General features: G+C 37.7%; 19 protein-coding genes and 1 tRNA gene. 9 read left to right on the top strand and 11 right to left on the bottom strand.

The window, feature by feature from the left end; translation table 11 throughout:
* Positions 1-9 precede the first annotated feature (9 nt).
* Both LV716_RS18450 and LV716_RS04700 read left to right on the top strand, forming a co-directional pair.
* Positions 10-648, top strand: coding sequence for a DapH/DapD/GlmU-related protein (locus LV716_RS18450; protein WP_163416626.1), 639 nt, complete (start codon positions 10-12; stop codon positions 646-648).
* Between the two features lie 26 nt (positions 649-674).
* The gene (locus tag LV716_RS04700; protein ID WP_163416625.1) at positions 675-1,883 is read left to right on the top strand and encodes a glycosyltransferase family 2 protein; all 1,209 of its coding nucleotides are present in this window, start codon (positions 675-677) and stop codon (positions 1,881-1,883) included.
* Here LV716_RS04700 and LV716_RS04695 read toward each other — a convergent pair.
* Positions 1,880-3,013 carry a hybrid sensor histidine kinase/response regulator gene (locus LV716_RS04695; RefSeq protein WP_163416624.1) on the bottom strand — a complete coding sequence of 378 codons (1,134 nt, stop codon included), beginning with the start codon at positions 3,011-3,013 and terminating at the stop codon, positions 1,880-1,882. The genes LV716_RS04700 and LV716_RS04695 overlap by 4 nt on opposite strands.
* A 221-nt stretch (positions 3,014-3,234) precedes the next feature.
* Here LV716_RS04695 and rfbB point away from each other — a divergent pair, with 221 nt between their 5' ends.
* The 5 genes from rfbB to LV716_RS04670 all read left to right on the top strand — a co-directional run bounded on the left by rfbB (position 3,235) and on the right by LV716_RS04670 (position 6,916).
* Positions 3,235-4,275 (top strand): dTDP-glucose 4,6-dehydratase, encoded by a 1,041-nt coding sequence (rfbB, locus tag LV716_RS04690; RefSeq protein WP_163416623.1) that lies wholly within the window; start codon positions 3,235-3,237, stop codon positions 4,273-4,275.
* 41 nt (positions 4,276-4,316) lie between these two features.
* Entirely contained in the window at positions 4,317-5,177 is an 861-nt protein-coding gene (rfbA, locus tag LV716_RS04685) for a glucose-1-phosphate thymidylyltransferase RfbA (RefSeq protein WP_163416622.1), read from the top strand.
* 2 nt (positions 5,178-5,179) lie between these two features.
* Positions 5,180-5,728 (top strand): dTDP-4-dehydrorhamnose 3,5-epimerase, encoded by a 549-nt coding sequence (gene rfbC, locus LV716_RS04680; RefSeq protein ID WP_163416621.1) that lies wholly within the window; start codon positions 5,180-5,182, stop codon positions 5,726-5,728.
* Positions 5,729-5,743: 15 nt separating this feature from the next.
* Positions 5,744-6,616 (top strand): dTDP-4-dehydrorhamnose reductase, encoded by an 873-nt coding sequence (gene rfbD / locus LV716_RS04675; RefSeq protein ID WP_163416620.1) that lies wholly within the window; start codon positions 5,744-5,746, stop codon positions 6,614-6,616.
* A gap of 162 nt (positions 6,617-6,778) precedes the next feature.
* Positions 6,779-6,916, top strand: a complete 138-nt coding sequence (locus LV716_RS04670) for a hypothetical protein (RefSeq protein WP_163416619.1) — start codon at positions 6,779-6,781, stop codon at positions 6,914-6,916.
* 58 nt (positions 6,917-6,974) lie between these two features.
* Here the strand turns inward: LV716_RS04670 and LV716_RS04665 are convergent, their stop codons facing one another.
* The 6 genes from LV716_RS04665 to LV716_RS04640 all read right to left on the bottom strand — a co-directional run bounded on the left by LV716_RS04665 (position 6,975) and on the right by LV716_RS04640 (position 12,728).
* Positions 6,975-8,075: a DUF4407 domain-containing protein gene (locus LV716_RS04665; protein ID WP_163416618.1), complete on the bottom strand. Its 1,101-nt coding sequence runs from the start codon at positions 8,073-8,075 to the stop codon at positions 6,975-6,977.
* Positions 8,076-8,203: 128 nt separating this feature from the next.
* Positions 8,204-8,491: a hypothetical protein gene (locus tag LV716_RS04660; RefSeq protein ID WP_163416617.1), complete on the bottom strand. Its 288-nt coding sequence runs from the start codon at positions 8,489-8,491 to the stop codon at positions 8,204-8,206.
* Between the two features lie 77 nt (positions 8,492-8,568).
* Positions 8,569-10,266, bottom strand: coding sequence for a M56 family metallopeptidase (locus tag LV716_RS04655; protein WP_233759228.1), 1,698 nt, complete (start codon positions 10,264-10,266; stop codon positions 8,569-8,571).
* Between the two features lie 35 nt (positions 10,267-10,301).
* Positions 10,302-10,667, bottom strand: a complete 366-nt coding sequence (locus LV716_RS04650; RefSeq protein WP_163416615.1) for a BlaI/MecI/CopY family transcriptional regulator — start codon at positions 10,665-10,667, stop codon at positions 10,302-10,304.
* A 151-nt stretch (positions 10,668-10,818) separates the two neighbouring features.
* On the bottom strand, positions 10,819-11,304 hold the full coding sequence (locus LV716_RS04645) for a hypothetical protein (RefSeq protein WP_163416614.1): 486 nt from the start codon (positions 11,302-11,304) through the stop codon (positions 10,819-10,821).
* Between the two features lie 29 nt (positions 11,305-11,333).
* Positions 11,334-12,728, bottom strand: a complete 1,395-nt coding sequence (locus LV716_RS04640) for a dipeptidase (protein WP_163416613.1) — start codon at positions 12,726-12,728, stop codon at positions 11,334-11,336.
* Positions 12,729-12,837: 109 nt separating this feature from the next.
* Between LV716_RS04640 and LV716_RS04635 the strand changes: the two genes are divergently transcribed.
* Positions 12,838-12,919 (top strand) — tRNA-Leu (locus LV716_RS04635).
* 164 nt (positions 12,920-13,083) lie between these two features.
* On the opposite strand, the gene LV716_RS04630 is transcribed toward LV716_RS04635, so the two are convergent.
* Together LV716_RS04630 and LV716_RS04625 are read right to left on the bottom strand one after the other, a co-directional pair.
* Positions 13,084-13,812 carry a LytTR family DNA-binding domain-containing protein gene (locus tag LV716_RS04630; protein WP_163416612.1) on the bottom strand — a complete coding sequence of 243 codons (729 nt, stop codon included), beginning with the start codon at positions 13,810-13,812 and terminating at the stop codon, positions 13,084-13,086.
* The gene (locus tag LV716_RS04625) at positions 13,809-14,933 is read right to left on the bottom strand and encodes a sensor histidine kinase (RefSeq protein WP_163416611.1); all 1,125 of its coding nucleotides are present in this window, start codon (positions 14,931-14,933) and stop codon (positions 13,809-13,811) included. Before LV716_RS04625 ends, LV716_RS04630 begins: the two co-directional genes overlap by 4 nt.
* Positions 14,934-15,182: 249 nt before the next feature.
* Here LV716_RS04625 and LV716_RS04620 point away from each other — a divergent pair, with 249 nt between their 5' ends.
* Positions 15,183-17,618 carry a TonB-dependent receptor gene (locus LV716_RS04620; RefSeq protein WP_163416610.1) on the top strand — a complete coding sequence of 812 codons (2,436 nt, stop codon included), beginning with the start codon at positions 15,183-15,185 and terminating at the stop codon, positions 17,616-17,618.
* A 38-nt stretch (positions 17,619-17,656) separates the two neighbouring features.
* Here LV716_RS04620 and LV716_RS04615 read toward each other — a convergent pair whose 3' ends face one another.
* Both LV716_RS04615 and LV716_RS04610 read right to left on the bottom strand, forming a co-directional pair.
* Positions 17,657-17,908: a glutaredoxin family protein gene (locus LV716_RS04615; protein ID WP_163416609.1), complete on the bottom strand. Its 252-nt coding sequence runs from the start codon at positions 17,906-17,908 to the stop codon at positions 17,657-17,659.
* Positions 17,901-19,082 carry a cation:proton antiporter gene (locus LV716_RS04610; RefSeq protein ID WP_163416608.1) on the bottom strand — a complete coding sequence of 394 codons (1,182 nt, stop codon included), beginning with the start codon at positions 19,080-19,082 and terminating at the stop codon, positions 17,901-17,903. Before LV716_RS04610 ends, LV716_RS04615 begins: the two co-directional genes overlap by 8 nt.
* Positions 19,083-19,106: the final 24 nt, after the last annotated feature.

Raw genomic sequence — 19,106 nt, 5'->3', positions numbered from 1 at the left:
CCAAAAGTTATGGGACTAAAGGACAAGATTAGAAGTAGCGAGAGACTTAAAAAGTTTGTGTACTGGTTACTGGTTCCCAAAAACCAGGCAAGACCTCGTTTATGGGTAAAATGGTTTGTAAATCCTTTCTATCATAAAAAAGGAAGAGGCGCTACCATTTGCCGTAGGACTCGCATGGATGTATTGCCATGGAACATTTTTGAATTAGGTGCAAATTCCACAATAGAAGATTTCTCTACCGTAAACAATGGCGTAGGTGCTGTTAAGGTAGGCAGCAGAACCAGAATAGGTCTTGGTAATACGATTATAGGTCCGGTAACGATAGGAAATGATGTTAGATTGGCGCAAAATGTGGTGCTTTCGGGACTTAATCATAACTATGAAGACGTTTCAATGCCTATTCATGAACAAGGGGTTTCCACAGCCATAATTACGGTAGAGGAAGAAACTTGGATAGGGGCAAACTGTGTAGTTGTAGCGGGTGTTACCATAGGGAAACATTGCATTATTGCTGGCGGAAGCGTGGTCACCAAAGATATTCCGGCGTATTCTGTGGCTGTTGGGAACCCGGCAAGGGTGGTTAAAACATACAACCATGATACTGGCGAATGGGAGAGAGCGGTAAACAAGAATTTGATTGCAGTATAGCTGGGTCATGAATTAAAAAAGGAGTGATGGAGTTTTTAAAAGTATTTTTCTGGGGTTCACTTTTTATCATTTTTTATGCCTATCTAGGGTATGGAATACTACTGTTCATTATCATTAAACTTAGAAGGATTTTTGGATTATCCAAAAAATTTGAAGGTAATGCTGATTATGAACCGGAAGTAACGCTCTTTGTAAGCGCGTTTAATGAAAAAGATTATTTAGAGCAAAAAGTAAAAAATTCAAAAAGTCTTAATTACCCACAGGACAAAGTGACTCAAATTTGGGTTACTGATGGCTCTGATGACGGTACGCCGGAACTTTTAAAAAAAATCTCTGGTGTAGAAGTGTACCACAAAGATGAAAGAGCTGGAAAGATTGCAGCTATGAACAGGGGAATGGAATTTGTGAAAACCCCGATCGTTATCTTTTCCGATGCCAATACAGACTTGGGCAAGAATTCCATACAAGAAATAGTACGCTTGTTCAGAAATCCAAAAGTAGGTTGTGTTTCTGGAGAAAAACGTATTTATTCCAAAGATGCGGACAGTGCTGCAGGCGCAGGAGAGGGGTTATATTGGAAATATGAATCGCAGCTAAAAAAATGGGATGCGGAACTATATTCCGTAGTTGGAGCGGCAGGAGAACTTTTTGCCATTAGAACGGCACTTTGGCAAGAAGTGGAGAAAGATACATTGTTGGACGATTTTATGATTTCATTGCGTGTTGCAATGTCCGGTTATACCATTCAATATAATCCAGAGGCGTATGCCATAGAAACCGCTTCTGCTAATGTAAAGGAAGAGCTAAAACGAAAAGTAAGAATTTCTGCCGGGGGCATACAATCTGTAGTTAGATTAAGGGCGTTGCTTAATTTCTTTAAATACGGAACATTATCTTTTCAATACATATCGCACCGCGTATTGCGATGGACACTTTCCCCACTGTTGCTTTTTTTGATCATTCCTATAAATTTTGTTCTGGCACAAAATGAGGGGCTGTTGTCATTTGGTTTGTTCAGTACATTATTTTGGGGACAAGTATTGTTCTATGCAGCAGCACTGTTAGGTTGGTTTTTAGAAAACAGACAAATTCGTTTAAAGGTTCTTTTTATACCGTACTACTTTTTTATCATGAACCTTTCTGTTTTTTTAGGTTTTGGAAGATATATCAAAGGGAATCAATCTGTAAATTGGGAGCGCGCCAAGAGAAGTTCACAGGCAGAAGTGATCGCTTAGTCCTGTTCTTTATAAAGGGGAAGGTCAAAATAAAATGTACTTCCTTTTCCAACTTCACTACGAATTCTCAATGTCCCGTGGTTTTTTTCCACAAAGCTTTGGCATAGCACAAGGCCTAGACCAGTACCAGGTTCTTTTTCCGTACCTAATTTGCTAAAGTGCTCATTTGGGTTTAGGATTTTATCAATGTCTTCTTTTGGAATTCCGTTGCCGTTGTCCTCAATTTCTATAACAACGTTGTCCTTGACCAATTTTGAATTGATTTTAATGATACCATCTACAGGCGTAAACTTTATGGCATTGGAAAGTATGTTTCGCAATACGGTCTTGATCATATTGTTATCCGAAAATGAGTGGATTTCTTCAGCAACATTGTTTTGTATTTTGATTCTTTTATGATCACTGCCCAATTTTAAAAGCCGAATGGTTTGGTCTACCAAATTGTTCAAGTTCAGTTTCTCTGGAATCATTTGAATCTGGTTGCTTTCAGATTTCGCCCAACCCAACAAGTTCTGAAGCAGGTTCAATGCTTCATCCATCGTTTTTAAAAGGTCAAAAACAGTTTCATCCAAGAAGTTCTCGTCTTTAGGGTTTATAATTCCCCGCATGATAAAGTCCATTTTTAATTTGGCTGCACTTAGTGGGGAACGTAGATCATGTCCAATAATGGAGAACATTCTATCTTTTAGTTCGTTGGATTGTTTTAGGTTTTTAGCTTGTTCTGCAATTTGGTTTTTGGCACGTATCAGTTCAACATGGGTTTGTATTCGTGCAATAAGTTCTTTCTCGTTAAAAGGTTTGGTCACATAATCCACTCCTCCAACCTCAAACCCTTTTATTTTATCCGTTACATTGACTTTTCCGGTTAGAAATATGATGGGAATATCCTTATAAGCAGGAATTTTTTTGACTTTTTCACACAGTTCAAAACCTTCAATTCTAGGCATGATAATATCGAGAAGGATAAGATCTGGCTTTCTTTTTTTAAGGCTTTCAAAGAAATAGTCGTCATCGCTTGTACCTTCAAATATGTAATTATTTCGCTCTAAAATAAACCGGAGCAGTTCTAAATTCAACTGCTCGTCATCTACAGCAAGGATATAGGGTTTTTCCGTAACTTGGTTTTTCATTTAAACTAGGGACGATTGTTTTTAAGAGTAGGAAAAAGTTTTTATTAAAATTAAGTATTTACTTTCAGATTGCTTCTAGAAAGGCCAATAAATTGGTTGGTGTTGTTTTAAAACCTATATTATGTGTTCTACCAACAAAAACTGACCGTTCACAACAATAATTGACCCAACCTAAAAAGTAAGATTATATTTACAAAGTAAGTAATACGAAAATAATATCCATGATACATGTTTTGGTTACTGGGGGAGCGGGATTTATAGGCTCCAACTTTATTCCTTATTTCTTAGAATTAAATGCGGAAATCCATTTGGTCAATATTGATGCCCTCACCTATGCCGGTAATCTTGATAATCTGCATGAGGTCGATGGGCATGATCGATACACTTTTATTAAAGGGGACATATGTGATAGAAAGCTTTTGGAAAAGATTTTCGAAAAGTACGACATCCAAGGTGTGATTCACTTTGCGGCCGAATCCCATGTAGATAATTCCATAACCAATCCAGATGCTTTTATGCAAACCAACATTTTGGGTACGTTTAATTTGATAGATGTGGCCAAAAAATACTGGATGATAAGCCCGGGAGTATATAAGGAAGCCTATAAGCACTCAAGATTTCATCATGTTTCTACAGATGAGGTATACGGTACGTTGGGAAAAGAAGGTCTTTTTATGGAATCTACTCCTTATGCTCCAAATAGTCCGTATAGCGCTTCAAAGGCTTCCTCGGATTTTATCATCAGAAGCTACTACCATACCTATGGTATGAATGTGGTAACAACCAATTGTTCCAATAATTATGGTCCAAAGCAACATGATGAAAAATTAATTCCGACCATCATACGAAAAGCCTTGGCAGAAGAACCTATACCCATTTATGGGGATGGATCTAATATAAGGGACTGGTTGTATGTTTTGGATCATTGTAAAGGAATTGCCTTAGCCTATGACAAAGGTGCATCAGGAGAAACATATAATATTGGTGGTAGGAACGAACGAGACAATCTCTATATAGCCCAAACCGTTTGTAACATACTAGACAGAAAATACCCAAGAGGAAAAGACACCTCTTATAAAGACCTGATAACGTATGTTAAAGATAGGGCCGGACATGATTTTAGATATGCCATAGATGCATGTAAAATTGAAAATGATTTAGGCTGGATGGCAGATGAAAATTTTGAAACAGGTATCGATAAAACAATAGATTGGTATCTAAAGAAGTTTGATGTAAACAAGACAAAAAGTTTAGTCCAGTAAATTTTGGACACCATATCCGTATAGGTTTTAAACCAAGAAAGATGAAAGGAATAATTTTAGCAGGAGGCTCTGGAACAAGACTACACCCTATAACATTGGCGGTCAGTAAACAGTTGATGCCAGTGTATGATAAACCAATGATATACTATCCTCTTTCGACGCTTATCGAATCAGGTATTTGGGAAATATTGATCATTTCAACACCTCACGATTTACCCATGTTTCAGCGATTGTTGGGAGATGGGAGAAAATATGGTTGTAAATTTGAATATGCAGTTCAAGAACAACCCAATGGATTGGCAGAAGCTTTCATTATTGGAGAGGATTTTATAGAAAATGACAAAGTTGCTTTGATACTGGGAGATAATATTTTTTACGGAACGGGCCTAGAAAACCTGTTGCAATCCAATAACGACCCAGATGGAGGTATTATTTACGCTTATCACGTAACTGACCCAGAGCGATATGGTGTGGTTGAATTTGATGATTCAGGTAAGGTGACATCCATTGAGGAAAAACCAAAAAAGCCAAAATCCAATTATGCTGTTCCCGGAATTTATTTTTATGATAATGATGTGGTAGAGATAGCAAAGAATATTCAACCCAGTAAACGGGGCGAATTGGAAATAACGGATATCAACCAAGAATACCTTAAAAGAGGAAAGCTGAAAGTGAGCATAATGGATCGAGGTACAGCTTGGCTGGATACCGGAACCTTTCAATCGTTAATGCAGGCTTCCCAGTTTGTACAGGTCATAGAAGAAAGACAAGGATTAAAAATTGGTGCTATAGAGTCATCTGCATACAAGATGGGATTTATTACAAAAAGTCAGTTTAAAAAATTAACCGAACCATTTTTGAAAAGTGGTTACAGTAAAAGATTGCTAGAAGCTTTGGTATAATTATGGAGGTACTTAAAACAGCAATAGAAGGATGCTTTATCATTGAACCCAAGGTTTTCGAGGATAAACGAGGATATTTCTTTGAAAGCTACAATCAAATGACATTTGAATCATTGACCGGTTCAAAACCATTTTTTGTACAGGACAATGAATCTTTCTCTTCTAAGGGCGTTTTAAGAGGGCTTCATTTTCAAAAAGGGGAACATGCACAGGCTAAGCTAGTACGTGTTCTGGGCGGAGAGGTTTTGGATGTTGCCGTAGATATAAGACCCAACTCCACTACATTTGGTAATGTAGTTTCCACGTTGTTATCATCGAACAATAAAAAGCAAATGTTCATTCCAAGGGGATGTGCCCATGGATTTGTAACGATAAGCGATACCGCCAAGTTTTCTTATAAATGCGATAATTTTTATAACGCTGCTTCGGAAAGTGGAATTATTTATAACGACCCAACGTTCAATATAGATTGGATTTTAGCAGAGGAAGATTTGATCATCTCAGAAAAAGATAAATTTTTACCTGTTTTTAAAGAAGCAGTTTCCCATTAATTTTAGATAAGCATTATGAAGATATTGGTTACAGGAGCAACTGGTCAATTAGGAAGTACCTTTAAATCGCTCATTGCTGAGGGGCACACCAAGAATCTTGATTTTGTACTTAAATCCTCCCAAGACCTGGATGTTGCAGATTTTGAAGCGGTTAGGGAAGAATTGCTTTCTTCGGATTATTCCTATTGCATTAACTGTGCAGCATTCACAAATGTAGATAAAGCAGAGGTTGAGACGGATTTGGCCTATAGCGTCAATGTTACTGGAGCTAGAAATCTAGCTATCAACTGTAACGAGAGCAAGACGGTTTTAATCCATATTTCCACAGATTTTGTTTTTGATGGATTCCTGAATACCCCATATTTGGAAGACGATATTGCTAGACCTATTGGGTTTTATGGTGATACAAAATATAAGGGCGAAAGAGCGGTTATCGGCAATTTAGAAGAACATTTTATTATAAGAACCTCCTGGTTGTATTCAGAATTTGGGAATAATTTCTTAAAGACCATGGTTAGATTGGGGAATGAACGAAAAGAACTATCCGTTGTCTATGACCAAGTGGGAACACCAACATATGCTTTGGATTTGGCAAAAGTTGTACTTTACATCATCAAGGCCCATAGTATCGACTACGGGGTTTATAACTATAGCAACGAAGGTGTGGCCAGCTGGTATGATTTTGCCAAGGCCATATTCGATAACGCTAAAATTGATATTGAATTAAAACCGATTCTCTCCAAAGATTATCCGTCTCCTGCAGAACGCCCAAAATTTACGGTGTTGGATAAATCCAGAATAAAAAACACTTTTGGTTTGGCAATTCCACACTGGAAGGATAGTTTAAAGGTGGCTCTGTCCAAAAAAGACGTGATGAATCATTCTTAAGACCTTGTTTTAGCCCTTCAAAAAAGCATTCTCTTTTTTTAACGTATGATTTTTAAAATTCGACGATAGTTTTTGCTTGCTCGTCTTTACCTCTTTTTCCATTTGATACCGGTACTATACATTTGAAGTATAAATCAAAGCATAACCCCAAAATCTGACATCATGAAAAATAAGAAAGGCCGCATAGTTTATTTCGGATTCGCAAAATTGGACTTTAAAACCGACTCCTACCAACTTTGCGATATACAGCTCGAAAAAGAAGAAATGGTAATCAATCTACACACTCCAATAGTGCTATAATCAACTACAATCAGCTTACATTCTAAAGTACTTGTGTTAAAGGCACATCAAAGAAATTTTATAGCCCTTTTACCTGTACCTTGTGAAAAGAATCGGCCTGTAACTTGAGCAACTCCTCGGCTTTTTCTTTTTTATACCGATATAGTTCTTCCTCGGTTTTAATATCCTCATAAATCTTCTGGTTAAGCTCTCCATCGGTAGCGAACAGTAGTTTACGCTGAGCCACTTTCTGAGAAACCCAAGTGGCGACGACACTTTCCTGTTCTTCAAATTTATAGTCATACTCACCTTTTGGAGCTAGAAGTTTTACAATAATGGGTGCCGTTTCTATAGCCAAAAACAGGAGGAAAATAAAAAAAGAGGGTAACCACGGTAGCTTTTCCAAAGCATTTATACGAGCCATAAGTCCATCAAAGCCATCAATCGTGGGTTGCGAATTGTCCACTGCCGCTTTGTAATCTGTTCCTAAACTTGCAATCTCATTTTCTAAGCTAATGATTTTTTGTTGATTGGTCTCCTTAAGTTGAGAAAGCTCCTTAAGATATGCGTCGTGCTTTTCACGCTTTTCTTTATATACAGGACCTTTGCCCAATAAACCTGTTCCTGCTGTACCTTCAGCTTCTGAAATATAAGTGTCGTACAATGCATTGGTTTCAGCTTCTTTAGTTGCTATTTCATTTTTTAAACTGGCAATCTCTTGATTCAGATTTTCGATTTTTGGATTGTACTGTAAAGCAATTTGTTCTTGATTGGCCAGTGTCATTTCATTTTTCTCCTCCAACAAGACCTGATTGATTTCTTTTTCAAAAATTTTCATTTCCAGCGGCTTGGAAATAACGACGGCAATAATCAGCGCAAGAATTATTCTCGGAGCTGCCTGAAAGAGTTCACTTTTAAGATTATCCCTTTTCTTTATGGTTGACACAATGTATCTGTCAAGATTAAAAATGAGAAGCCCCCATAATAACCCGAAAAAAACAGCGGTGTAGATGTTGTCAAAAACAGTGTATAGTGCATAGCCGCTGGCGATAAATGCCATGACTGCAGTAAAAAAAACAGTTGCTCCTATGCCTACATATTTGTTGCGTTCCCCATTGGAACAAGTTTTCAGGATATCAGTGTCCGCTCCCGAACAGAAGATAAAGAATTGTTGTAACATGATAGTGCTCGTTTTGGTTTGATCCCTCGACTATGCTCGGGACTGATTGACTATTAGAACGCAAATGCTGTTGATTTGTTACAAAAAAGCCTTCTAAATGAAGGCTTTAACAGTGATTTATAAAAAAATCAATTAGGTAACTTGTAGAATTTTAAAAAAATTACAACTAAGATTGTTGCTATCACAAAGGAAATAATGAACAGAAGTAAGGTAATTGCTTGGTCTTTTTTAATCTTTTTTTTGATTTCTACTTTGAATTTCTGTAACTCATATTCCGAAATCTTAGGAAAGTCAAATAAGGTTGCTTCGGTGTTGCGAACATACATAAGTTTGCGATTGTCCCCTTGGAACTTCTTCCTTTTTGGAATTTTGTTCTGTTTAATTCGATTGACCATATCGATGATGTGTCCGCTCATAGATTTGATTTTATCTTAAAATACTAAAAATGAATAGATTTCACAAGACTTTTCTATGTTTCATAACTATCAAAACATCAAAAATGAGTGTCAATTTTAACAATAGGGGTTTTGTTATCGGTTTTTTCAATACTGATACTTAGATTCTTTTCCTTTTTTAAGATTTTGATAGCTTCATCAGAAGTTACTTTTTTCCCTTTGTAAAAAAAGATGGCACCTTGTTCTGCCATTTCAGTAGCGTGCTTTAAAGGGGTTTTTGGCTCTGGTGGTAAAGGTGGCATTGGTGGCTCCATAGCTTTTTCATGTGCTCTTATAGCAATTTCTTGTTCTTTTAGAGCTTTTTCGTGCGCTCTCATGGCCTTCTCATGCTCTTTCATTGCAAGCTCCTGTTCTTCCAAAGCTTTTTCCTGTTCCTTCAAAGCGAGTTCTTGTTGTTTTAATGCAGCTTCCAGTTCTTCTTTTTGGGCATTGCTTGCCATGGATGTTGTTTGTTGCATCACAGTCTCCGTAATGGTTTCCCCATCTTTGACCACAACACTATAAGTTTCTTGATTCTTTATGCTTTCTTGTATATGGTTGCCAACAAATTCTTCTTCTACATCAACGTGGTCAGGTGCCATAGGGGGACTGGGAGGTTCGGGAAATTCTGGAAAAGGCTCTGCATCCTCACGTTGTTTATCGGACATTATCCTATAAATATACTTGAGTCGGTCAACCTCTTTTGTTTTAATATGCATATTATCCTTGGGCATGGTATTGTATTTCTTTGCCAGTTTATTGTATTCGGCCATTTGTTCTCTAGAAGCACTTTGTTGTGACTTCTGATTGGAAAAACCAACAGTTTGCCCCTTAATATCAAAACGTTTAGATGTTTTTTCCGAATTGTGTTGGGTTCCCAAAATGATTTCTTCATCCATATTTGGTAGTGCTATGGTCTTTTTTTCGCTAAAACCATAAAGCAATAGGGTCAGTAACGGCAGTACTAAAGTGCTTCGTAAAAGGATAGATGATTTTGATGTGTTTTTTTTCATTATGACAAATCTTTTTTTGATTGATGAATAATTAATGGCATTTGCCATTTTGACTGACTGATATTTGGATAGACTATCGTTTGATAAGTACGATAGCAATGTATTTTGATACTCGTTGGTCGAACCCTTCTGTTTTAAGACAGCGCTATCTGCCAAGAATTCATGATTCAGTTTTATGGATTTTTTATAGAAATATAGTAGTGGATTAAACCAGAAGAGGACATTTAGGATTTCGATAAAGAGAACATCTATACTATGTTTTTGTTTTGCATGGATTGCTTCATGTAACAATACTTCATCTGGAATTGCCTTTGACTCAAAATCGAGCTTGTTCAAAAAAATATAATTGAAAAAAGTATGTGGTGTAAATTTCTCCAGCAGCAATACATTGATAGTGAAGTGTTGCTTTACTTTGGGATTATTACTAATTCGATTTAATATTTGAAAAAGGTTCCTAAAAAAACGAAATACAAAACCAAGTAATCCTATACCATATAAAGACCACCAAACCAAAGACCAATTGATGGTATCCATGTCATTGGGTAAAGGTGCTTCAACATATGTGGCCATGTCATTTAAGGGTTGAACAGCTATCGAAGCAGTTATAGGCTCTACATACTCTACAAAAACAATACTTGGGACTATAAGAGAGAACACTAGTGCCCCTAGCAGATAGAACCGCTTAAACACATGCATGTTTTCTCTTTCCAGTAGAAGTTTGTAAAAGAATAGGAGAATCGCCATGCAGGCACCAGATTTTACAAGGTATGCTAACACCGTTACTTCTTTTTGATTTCGCTATCGATCAACTTCTTCAGTTCTTCAAGTTCAGATTTGCTAAGGTTGGTTTCTTGAGTAAAGAAAGAAGCAAATTGTCCTGGGCTGTTATTAAAGAAATTTTTAATGAGACCGTTCACATGTTTTGAGAAATAGTCTTTCTTCTTTACTAAAGGAACGTATTCACGCGAGCGTCCATAACTTTTATAGGTCACAAAGCCTTTGTCGGTCATCCGTTTTAACAATGTTGCCACTGTGGTGGTGGCAGGCTTGGGCTCTGGAAATGCATCTAATAAATCTTTCATAAAAGCCTTCTTGCGCTTCCATAGAATATTCATGAGTTCTTCTTCCGATTTTGTTAGCTTCATTTTCTACACTATTAGAAGTTGTTCTACAAATATAGAATAAAATATTATTTCTACAAATGTAGAGTAATATTTTTTGAGATTGAATAGATGTTTTTTGTGGTTTAGTATTATCTCTATCAGCAATCCTACAATGAAGGTTCAGATAACTTTGTTATGTATCCTTAGTTAAGCCAATGTCTGTTGTCTTCCGTTTTTTCACCATTATATTAACCAAAATGCCAATAAGAATGGTGCCAATGGCTGCATAAATTGCAGAAAAGACAAGTGGAAAAAAACGAAACATCAAGACACCTAAAACACCTTTAAGCGTGAAGGGTGGGGGAGCATCTTCATACACGGGCACACACTCGCCAAACCAGAGGTAACACAAACGATTTCCCAATATAGTAAGAGCTTGCCAGAAAAAGGGTGCCGATAATCCAACCGGTAGACCTGCTAAAATTGGCGTAAAGTAGATAGAGCTGTTCGGAATGCTATCGAATAGTCTCCATAAAATAAAACTCGAAACAAACATCACCAAAAAGCCAGTGGCCAAAATCACGATTAAACTGGGAAGATCAAAATAACTGTACCAATAGTAATTGTATGCGACTGCTGCCATACCATTGAGCAGTGCAAAAAGAAATGCTTTTAACATTATTCGTACGGGGCTATGGAAAAAGTTTTTTAGTGGCCGCTATTTAATTTGGTGAAGTACTTATAGAAATATGGAATGGTCTCAATACCCTTTAAATAATTCCATACGCCAAAGTGTTCATTAGGTGAATGTATAGCATCACTATCCAGTCCAAAACCCATTAGAATCGTCTTGCTTTTCAAAACCTCTTCAAATAGTGCAACTATGGGAATACTTCCTCCCGTACGTTCAGGTATTGGTGTTTTGTCAAAAGTAGTTTCATAGGCTTTTGCTGCTGCCTGGTAACCGATACTGTCAATATTGGTGACATACGGTAGACCTCCATGGTGGGGCGTAACTTTTACCTTGACACTTTTAGGGGCTATCGCCTCAAAATGTTTGGTGAACAATTCCGTAATTTCATCTGGGTCTTGATGTGGAACCAAGCGCATCGAAATTTTGGCGTAGGCCTTGCTGGCAATGACGGTCTTTGCACCTTCGCCGGTGTATCCTCCCCAAATTCCGTTAACATCCAAAGTTGGACGAATAGCGTACCTTTCTGGAGTAGAAAAACCCTTCTCTCCTTGAACATCATCAATATCCAAAGCTTTTTTATAGTTTTCTAAATTGAATGGGGCTTTGGCCATTTCTGCACGTTCTGCTTCAGAAACTATCTCAACCTTATCATAAAAACCTGGAATAGTAATATGATTGTCCTCATCATGTAATGAGGCAATCATCTTGTTGAGAACGTTTATAGGGTTGGGTACGGCACCACCGTATATTCCTGAATGCAAATCCCTATTGGGACCGGTGACCTCTACCTCAACATAACTTAATCCCCTTAATCCCGTAGTAATGGAAGGTACATCATTGGCCATCATTCCCGTATCGGAAATCAAAATAATGTCATTGGAAAGCTTTTCTTTATGGTCTTCTAGGAATTCTGCTAAACTATCACTGCCTACTTCTTCTTCTCCTTCGATCATAAATTTGATATTGCAAGGCAGTACTTCGTTTTTGATCATAAATTCAGCGGCTTTCACGTGCATGTACATCTGACCCTTGTCATCACAAGCACCTCTGGCGAAAATCGCTCCTTCGGGGTGTAGTTCGGTTTTCTTGATGACGGGCTCAAATGGAGGTGAAGTCCATAACTCCATAGGGTCGGGCGGTTGTACGTCATAATGGCCATAGACCAATACGGTGGGTAATTTAGGGTCAATTATTTTTTCGCCATATACTACGGGATATCCTTTGGTTTCACATATTTCCGTTATATCGCAACCAGCATCTTTTAAAGATTGTTCTACCATGTTGGCCGTCTCGATTACATCTTGCGAAAAAGCAGAATCGGCGCTTATTGATGGTTTTCGTAATAGCTCTAAAAGTTCATTGATAAATCTATCTTTATGTTGGGAAATGTAATTTTTTATCTGGTCCATATGGTTTTTTAAAAGGAGTTTAAAATTACAAAAAGAACTTTTTAAAAAGAGTGTATTTGAGAAATGAAAAATTGATTTATATTTGCAGCCCGATTATTCGGGTCAACAAGCGGGCGTGGTGGAATTGGTAGACACGCTAGACTTAGGATCTAGTGCCGCGAGGTGTGAGAGTTCGAGTCTCTCCGCCCGCACATTTTGATAAAGGCTCTTCTTCATGAAGGGTCTTTTTTATTTCTAAAAGGGGGTAAAGACTCTTTGGGATTATTTATTGGAACAACAACATCTCTATGAGTGGGATAATTTTGATACATGAAATGATTTGCATATTAGTACATAACTTCTCGTAAGAAATGCATTAAACCTTGCCGTTCCACAAGTTTCCACCTAAAATCTTTGGCAGCACTTCTTTCTTGTAATTACGACTTAAAGGAATCTTATGTGACCCTATTTGTATTTCGTGCTGTGCCACTCCTTCGATTTTATCCAAAGCAACGATGTACGATTTGTGTACCTGTAAAAAAGCATTGGAATCCAACTTTTCGATTACGTTCTTTAGCGATAACAGACTTATATATTTTCGTTTATCGGTTTGTATGGTTACGTAGTTTTGTAAGGCCTGAACAAAAAGAACAGCATCATGATAAATCTTCTCATATTTTCCATCACACTTAACAAAAAAACAGGTGCGTTCCTCTTCTTTGCTTATAGGAATTTGATGTCTTTGCAAAAGTTCCATTTGCTGTTTGGCCTTTGTCGCTGCTGTAAAAAAACGACTGAACGAAATGGGTTTGAGTAGATAGTCCAATACATTCAAATCAAACCCCTGAATGGCATAATTAGGGAAAGCGGTGGTCAAGATGGTCATTGGAGGTTTAGGATTGGACTTTAAATACTCAAGTCCGTTCATCATAGGCATTTGCACATCCAAAAACAATACATCAACCTCAAAACTTCCTAGTAATTGGGGAATATCAAGTGCAGAAATACCAGTGCCCACACATTGCATAAAATCAACCTGGTCAATATAATTGACAATGCATTCTCGGGCCAAAGGCTCATCGTCTATAACGATACAGTTCATCATCCGCTTACTTTTGTTAAAGATATCGAAGCTTCTTCTTCTAATTGCAACTGTAGTTTTATGGTATGCGTATCCTTTCCCTTAGTGATAATAAGGATATGCTCGTTTGGATAGATTATTGCCAATCGTCGTTTCACGTTTTGGAGCCCCAATCCACTATATGCAGCTTCGTTTGGCAGAGTATGTCGTAACTCAAAATCTGCACTGTTCTCCAGTTCAAATTGTAATGCTCCATCTTCTAAAATTATGTTCAAATGAATCCATTTCTTGAGCTTTTGGTCTTCTGACAGATGTTTGAAGGCATTTTCAATAAATGGCAATAAAATAAAAGGGGCAATGGTCAAGCTTTCATCAAATTCTTGAATATTGACCTTCAATTCAAAATTTTGATTTTGCCGTAGACTTTCCAGTTCTATAAAGCTTTCAATATAAGCCAGTTCATTTTTGAGCGGAATTTTGGAACTGTTGCAATCGTATAGTTGGTAGCGCAGTAGGTTGGAAAATTTCACCAAGGAATCGGACGCCATTTTTGGATTTTTATTGATCAACACAAAAATGGAATTGATGGTATTGAACAAAAAATGGGGGTTGAACTGTGATTTCAGGAATTTTAGTTCCGTTTCTAATTTCTCTTTTTCCAATATTTGTTGCCGCTTTTGTGCTACAACCCAGATTTTAGCCAATTTAATGCTCATGCCCAATGTTGTGGCCGCGATACATGATGGAAAAGCATTGTATCTAAAAATACTAAAAGGAGTAGCAGGCGATATGTTGAAAAGTTCGTATACGTTGGCATTGGCTACGGTCGCGGCAACAAAGTAATTGCCGGTAATAACAGTTGACATCAACACTACAACGGCAATAGTCGAAACAAAGAAGATAAGGTACTTTTCCTTTTGCAGTAACTTGGGAATGAGTACATACAAACAAAAATAGACCCCAACAGCTTGGTATACTACGTAACCAAGATACTTAACGATTGTGTAAGGTTTTGCAAGTGATTCCAATACCTCGTTTACGCTACCTGCGAACAGTGTCCACCATGCAAAATGGTATCCTGCCCAAAAAAGCACATGATGTAGCTTATAACGTTCTAAAAAGACCCAGATGGCATTTGTGGGCATAGTTCTCTTGAGAATTAATGGGTTGTGAATAACACAAGGTACAACGATAAACTTTTTTTGTAAAATACCACCTCTTTTAACTTGACGTCAGGTAGGTTTTTATTGACCAAATACATTTTATGGTTTTTATCGATGCAAATTCATCCAAAAAAGGATGGTTTCTTCCTGTGGTGCTTATAAATGCACACTTGGTCATTCTCTTTTTCAAGGCGATACGGATTGGTGCTACTTGCGTTCAAATCCATGCAAATGAAGTTATATTATATTTCCATTGTTCTTTTTTTAGGATCTTCTAAGATGATGTTAGGACAACTATCAGGTTCGGTTACCGATGCAAATGGCAATCCGATTGCGTATGCTAATATCATGGTATACACTATTCCTGATTCCATAATGCAAACGGGAACCATTACCAATGACGATGGTCTGTTTGAAATTGATTTCAATAAAGAAGGTACATATACCCTTCGCATTTCTCTTTTATCCTTTCAGACATGGAATTCCGAACCCTTTATCCTGTCAAATGCCAATCTGACCAAACATTTTCCCACTATTGTGTTGACGGAAGAAGTTACTTCGTTGCAAGGTGTTGAGATTACTGGGCAACGGAGACTTATTCAACGAACCCAGGAGGGCAGCGTGGTCAATGTTCAGCAGAGTATTTTGACGAAGGGAAGTACCGCCTTACAATTATTGGAGCGTTCCCCAGGCGTAATTTTAGATCTACAGAACAATAGTTTTTCGCTTAACGGAAAGAGTGGCACGTTAATCATGATTAATGGTAAAGTACAACGGATTCCCACTGCCGATTTGATTACGATGTTGAATGGAACGAGTGCCGATAACATTGAGAAAATAGAATTGTTGACCAACCCTTCGGCGCGATACGACTTGGATGGGAATGCAGGCATCATCAATATTGTGATGGCAAAAAATGAAAACCTTGGTATCCGTGGAAACCTAAATCTTAGTGCAGGTTATGGAGAAGGTGCAAAGCAGACCACAGGACTTTCTCTTAATTATGGTGGTGAACGCGCCAGCGTATTTGGTTCGTATACCTTTTCCTATGATGATACTTTTTCGGGTTTCAGAGGGGTTGGTACCACAGAAATTCCTGCTTTAGGTGGTAATACGGGTATTGATTTCACCAATCGAGCACAACAGATCAACCGAAACCATAATATCAATCTCGGTTATGATTTTCGACTTTCCGAAGTATCCTATTTTGGAGCAAACGTGTTGTACAATCAATCAAGGTCAATGAGTATGGTTCGCAATCGGGGGCTATATGATTTTATGGATGCTCCTTTTTTAGAGGCTCAAATCAGGTTGAATGCCAATGGCACCTTAAAAAACGTTAATGCTTCTGCCTATTACGAAAAGAAGACCGAGGCGAGCACTTTGACTTTTACAGCAGATTACATTAATTATAATAACCAAAGACCTAATAGAGTGGATAGTTCGTATTTGGACGAAAATGGAGATTCTTTTCAACCTGATAATGAAATCTATAATCGTGGCAACCGTGGAGTCAATGAGACTGATATTAATGTTGGTGTAATACAATTGGATTATAAACACATTGCAAACGAAAATTTATCCATTGAGACTGGAATAAAAGGGTCATTATCCAAAACGGTGAATGATGCCCGTATCGAAATTTTACAAGATGATGAGTTTGTGGCTGACGATCGTTTTATAAGTAGTATCGAAAATGAAGAAAGAATAGGTGCCATGTATTCCCTTGCCGACTACGAATTTAATAAAAAGCTAAAGGGTCAAGTTGGACTGCGCTACGAGTATTGGGACCAGAATTTTGATGATACTACATTGAACCGTAGCTTTGGAAGACTTTTCCCTTCGGTATTCGTAACCCATTCTTTTTCGGATACTACAGCCTTGAATCTGGCCTACAACAAACGTATTACACGACCCGACTATGCAGATTTGGCCTCTTTTTTGATTTACAATAGTCCTACTTCCGTATTTAGTGGAAACCCACAATTGCTTCCGGCAATTACGGACAATATTGCCCTTACCTACAATAACAAATCATTTAGCATTTCGATATTGACTTCAAATGAGAAAAATCCAATTTCCCGTTTTCAAATTACCCGTAACGCACAGAGCAATGTAGCGGTTATAGCACCGGTAAACATGGATTATCAGCGAAGTATAGATATACAGACCAATATCCCTATTCGTTTTACCCATTGGTGGAGTATGAATCTTAATGGTACTTTGGGAGTTCGTGAATTCAAATTATCGCATACGGATGAAAAAATCACTCACGATTACATACACTTTAACTTCAATGGAAACCAAACCATGCGTTTCCCAAAGAATTTCTCTTTGGAGCTATCGGGTTGGTATACTTCTCGCCATTTTAACGGAAGTGGTAAAGTTTTTGGTTTTGGTGTTTTAAATGTAGGTCTGAAAAAAGAATTTAAAAATGGAAGTAGTTTTCAATTTTCGGTAAACGATATTTTCAGGACGTTTGATATACGTTCCCGTGTAGGCACCCTCACTAGGGAAGCTTTTGGGGATATATTTAATGTAAGGTATAGGCCAGAATCCGGTTTTTCCCAAATTTTCCAAGTTGCGTATTCTTATCCTTTTGGCAATAAGAAAGTGAGGGATGCAAAAACAAAAACAGGGGCAGATTCTGAGAAGTCCAGATTGTGATTATTTCATGAATTGTTTACTCTTAGGATTTGATAGCATTAGTCTGAAATCCCATTTTTTGCTAGAAATGCAGAGAGTTCTTGTACGCTTGGATTTTTGATGAATTCGGGCCCGTAGGTTACAGTGGGGAATTTTAATTTGCCATCATATAATGAGCGAACCGTTTCTTCGGCTTCCTTATCGGTTTCTACATTAAAGTCCTCGAACGTTATCCATTTTGACTGCATATAGTTTCGCAAGGCGGAAGATTTCATACACCAATCGGTTCCGTATAGTTTTAGACTAGGCATTTTTAGATTTTAATTTTAACAAAGCTGGCTGTATTTTTTCTGCGTTACCGACAATGAAGGGGGTCAATGACATGAGGATAATGGATACCGCTAAAAATATTTGATAATTTGTGGCACTTATAAGTTCGTATTCCAAACCACTTTGTGCCAACACAAAGGAAAATTCCCCTATTTGAGCAATTGAAAACCCAACAGCTATGGCGGTTTTCCAATCCAATTTCATGACTTTTACGGCCAAGATTCCGGCAATAGCTTTCACTGCAAAAGCAAATAAGGTCCAGAAAACGATCCAACCTAAATCCGTCAGGAATATTTCATAGTTCAAAAGCATTCCCATAGAGATAAAAAAGAAACTCATGAATACATATCGAAAAGGCAAAAAACAAGATATGGCCATATGGTTGTAGTCGGTCTCGGCAATGATCAATCCGGCGATAAAAGCACCTAGAGCCAGTGATAGCCCTAATTGTTCCGTAAGCAGTGCAATGCCCGTTACAATAAAAACAGTGGCAATTAAAAACACTTCTTGGCTTTGTACTTTCATCACCGTTTTTAAGAAAAAAGGAATGACAAACCTAGCCAAAACATAAGCAATCCCACCCATTAATACCAACTTCCCCAATAACCATAACAAAGCGGTCAAAGGGTCGTCACCAGCACCTGCTAAAATTGGCGTGAAAAGCATCAATGGCACGATCATAATATCTTGAAACAACAATACCGCCAGAATGAATTTGCCGTGTGGGGTGGTAATCTTATTTCTATCCTGTAAGGTCTTTACAACAATTGCCGTACTGCTCAACGCATATAAAAATCCCCAAAAAATACTCTCTTCTACACTTGGTCGCATTAATAACCAAATAAGTGCAGCAGTTAGGATGATGGTAAAAAACACCTGGGCACTTCCTCCACCCAAAACGTATTTCTGTATTTTCTTTAGGTTACTGAATGAAAATTCCAATCCAACGGTAAATAGCAGTAATATGATGCCAATTTCTGCATAGACATCTACCTCTTCCATATCGGCAAAATACTGGCTTGTGTTCGGGCTAAGAAGCACTCCAGTGATCAAGTAGCCAATAATATACCTGATTTTTAAAAACTTACAAATTATGATGACTGCTGTCGCTACACCAAAAATGGCACAGATGTTAATGAGTATATGGTGTTGCATGGGAGATTTTCTTTACAGGAAAAT

Origin of the sequence: Flagellimonas sp. HMM57 (assembly GCF_021390175.1) — a bacterium.
Taxonomy (GTDB): Bacteria; Bacteroidota; Bacteroidia; order Flavobacteriales; family Flavobacteriaceae; genus Flagellimonas.
Note: the sequence above shows the minus strand (reverse complement) of the source record. Positions and strands in the feature narration are given on the sequence as shown.

Coding starts and splice junctions, on each gene's coding strand:
- rfbB (WP_163416623.1), top strand. CDS start 3,235: ATGATACATGTTTTGGTTACTGGGGGAGCGGGATTTATAGGCTCCAAC.
- LV716_RS04650 (WP_163416615.1), bottom strand. CDS start 10,667: ATGAAGCTAACAAAATCGGAAGAAGAACTCATGAATATTCTATGGAAG.
- LV716_RS04620 (WP_163416610.1), top strand. CDS start 15,183: ATGAAGTTATATTATATTTCCATTGTTCTTTTTTTAGGATCTTCTAAG.
- LV716_RS04660 (WP_163416617.1), bottom strand. CDS start 8,491: ATGAGCGGACACATCATCGATATGGTCAATCGAATTAAACAGAACAAA.
- LV716_RS04700 (WP_163416625.1), top strand. CDS start 675: ATGGAGTTTTTAAAAGTATTTTTCTGGGGTTCACTTTTTATCATTTTT.
- LV716_RS04665 (WP_163416618.1), bottom strand. CDS start 8,075: ATGTTACAACAATTCTTTATCTTCTGTTCGGGAGCGGACACTGATATC.
- LV716_RS04695 (WP_163416624.1), bottom strand. CDS start 3,013: ATGAAAAACCAAGTTACGGAAAAACCCTATATCCTTGCTGTAGATGAC.
- LV716_RS18450 (WP_163416626.1), top strand. CDS start 10: ATGGGACTAAAGGACAAGATTAGAAGTAGCGAGAGACTTAAAAAGTTT.
- rfbC (WP_163416621.1), top strand. CDS start 5,180: ATGGAGGTACTTAAAACAGCAATAGAAGGATGCTTTATCATTGAACCC.
- LV716_RS04655 (WP_233759228.1), bottom strand. CDS start 10,266: ATGGCGATTCTCCTATTCTTTTACAAACTTCTACTGGAAAGAGAAAAC.
- LV716_RS04610 (WP_163416608.1), bottom strand. CDS start 19,082: ATGCAACACCATATACTCATTAACATCTGTGCCATTTTTGGTGTAGCG.
- rfbA (WP_163416622.1), top strand. CDS start 4,317: ATGAAAGGAATAATTTTAGCAGGAGGCTCTGGAACAAGACTACACCCT.
- LV716_RS04625 (WP_163416611.1), bottom strand. CDS start 14,933: ATGCCCACAAATGCCATCTGGGTCTTTTTAGAACGTTATAAGCTACAT.
- LV716_RS04640 (WP_163416613.1), bottom strand. CDS start 12,728: ATGGACCAGATAAAAAATTACATTTCCCAACATAAAGATAGATTTATC.
- rfbD (WP_163416620.1), top strand. CDS start 5,744: ATGAAGATATTGGTTACAGGAGCAACTGGTCAATTAGGAAGTACCTTT.
- LV716_RS04645 (WP_163416614.1), bottom strand. CDS start 11,304: ATGTTAAAAGCATTTCTTTTTGCACTGCTCAATGGTATGGCAGCAGTC.
- LV716_RS04670 (WP_163416619.1), top strand. CDS start 6,779: ATGAAAAATAAGAAAGGCCGCATAGTTTATTTCGGATTCGCAAAATTG.
- LV716_RS04630 (WP_163416612.1), bottom strand. CDS start 13,812: ATGATGAACTGTATCGTTATAGACGATGAGCCTTTGGCCCGAGAATGC.
- LV716_RS04615 (WP_163416609.1), bottom strand. CDS start 17,908: ATGCCTAGTCTAAAACTATACGGAACCGATTGGTGTATGAAATCTTCC.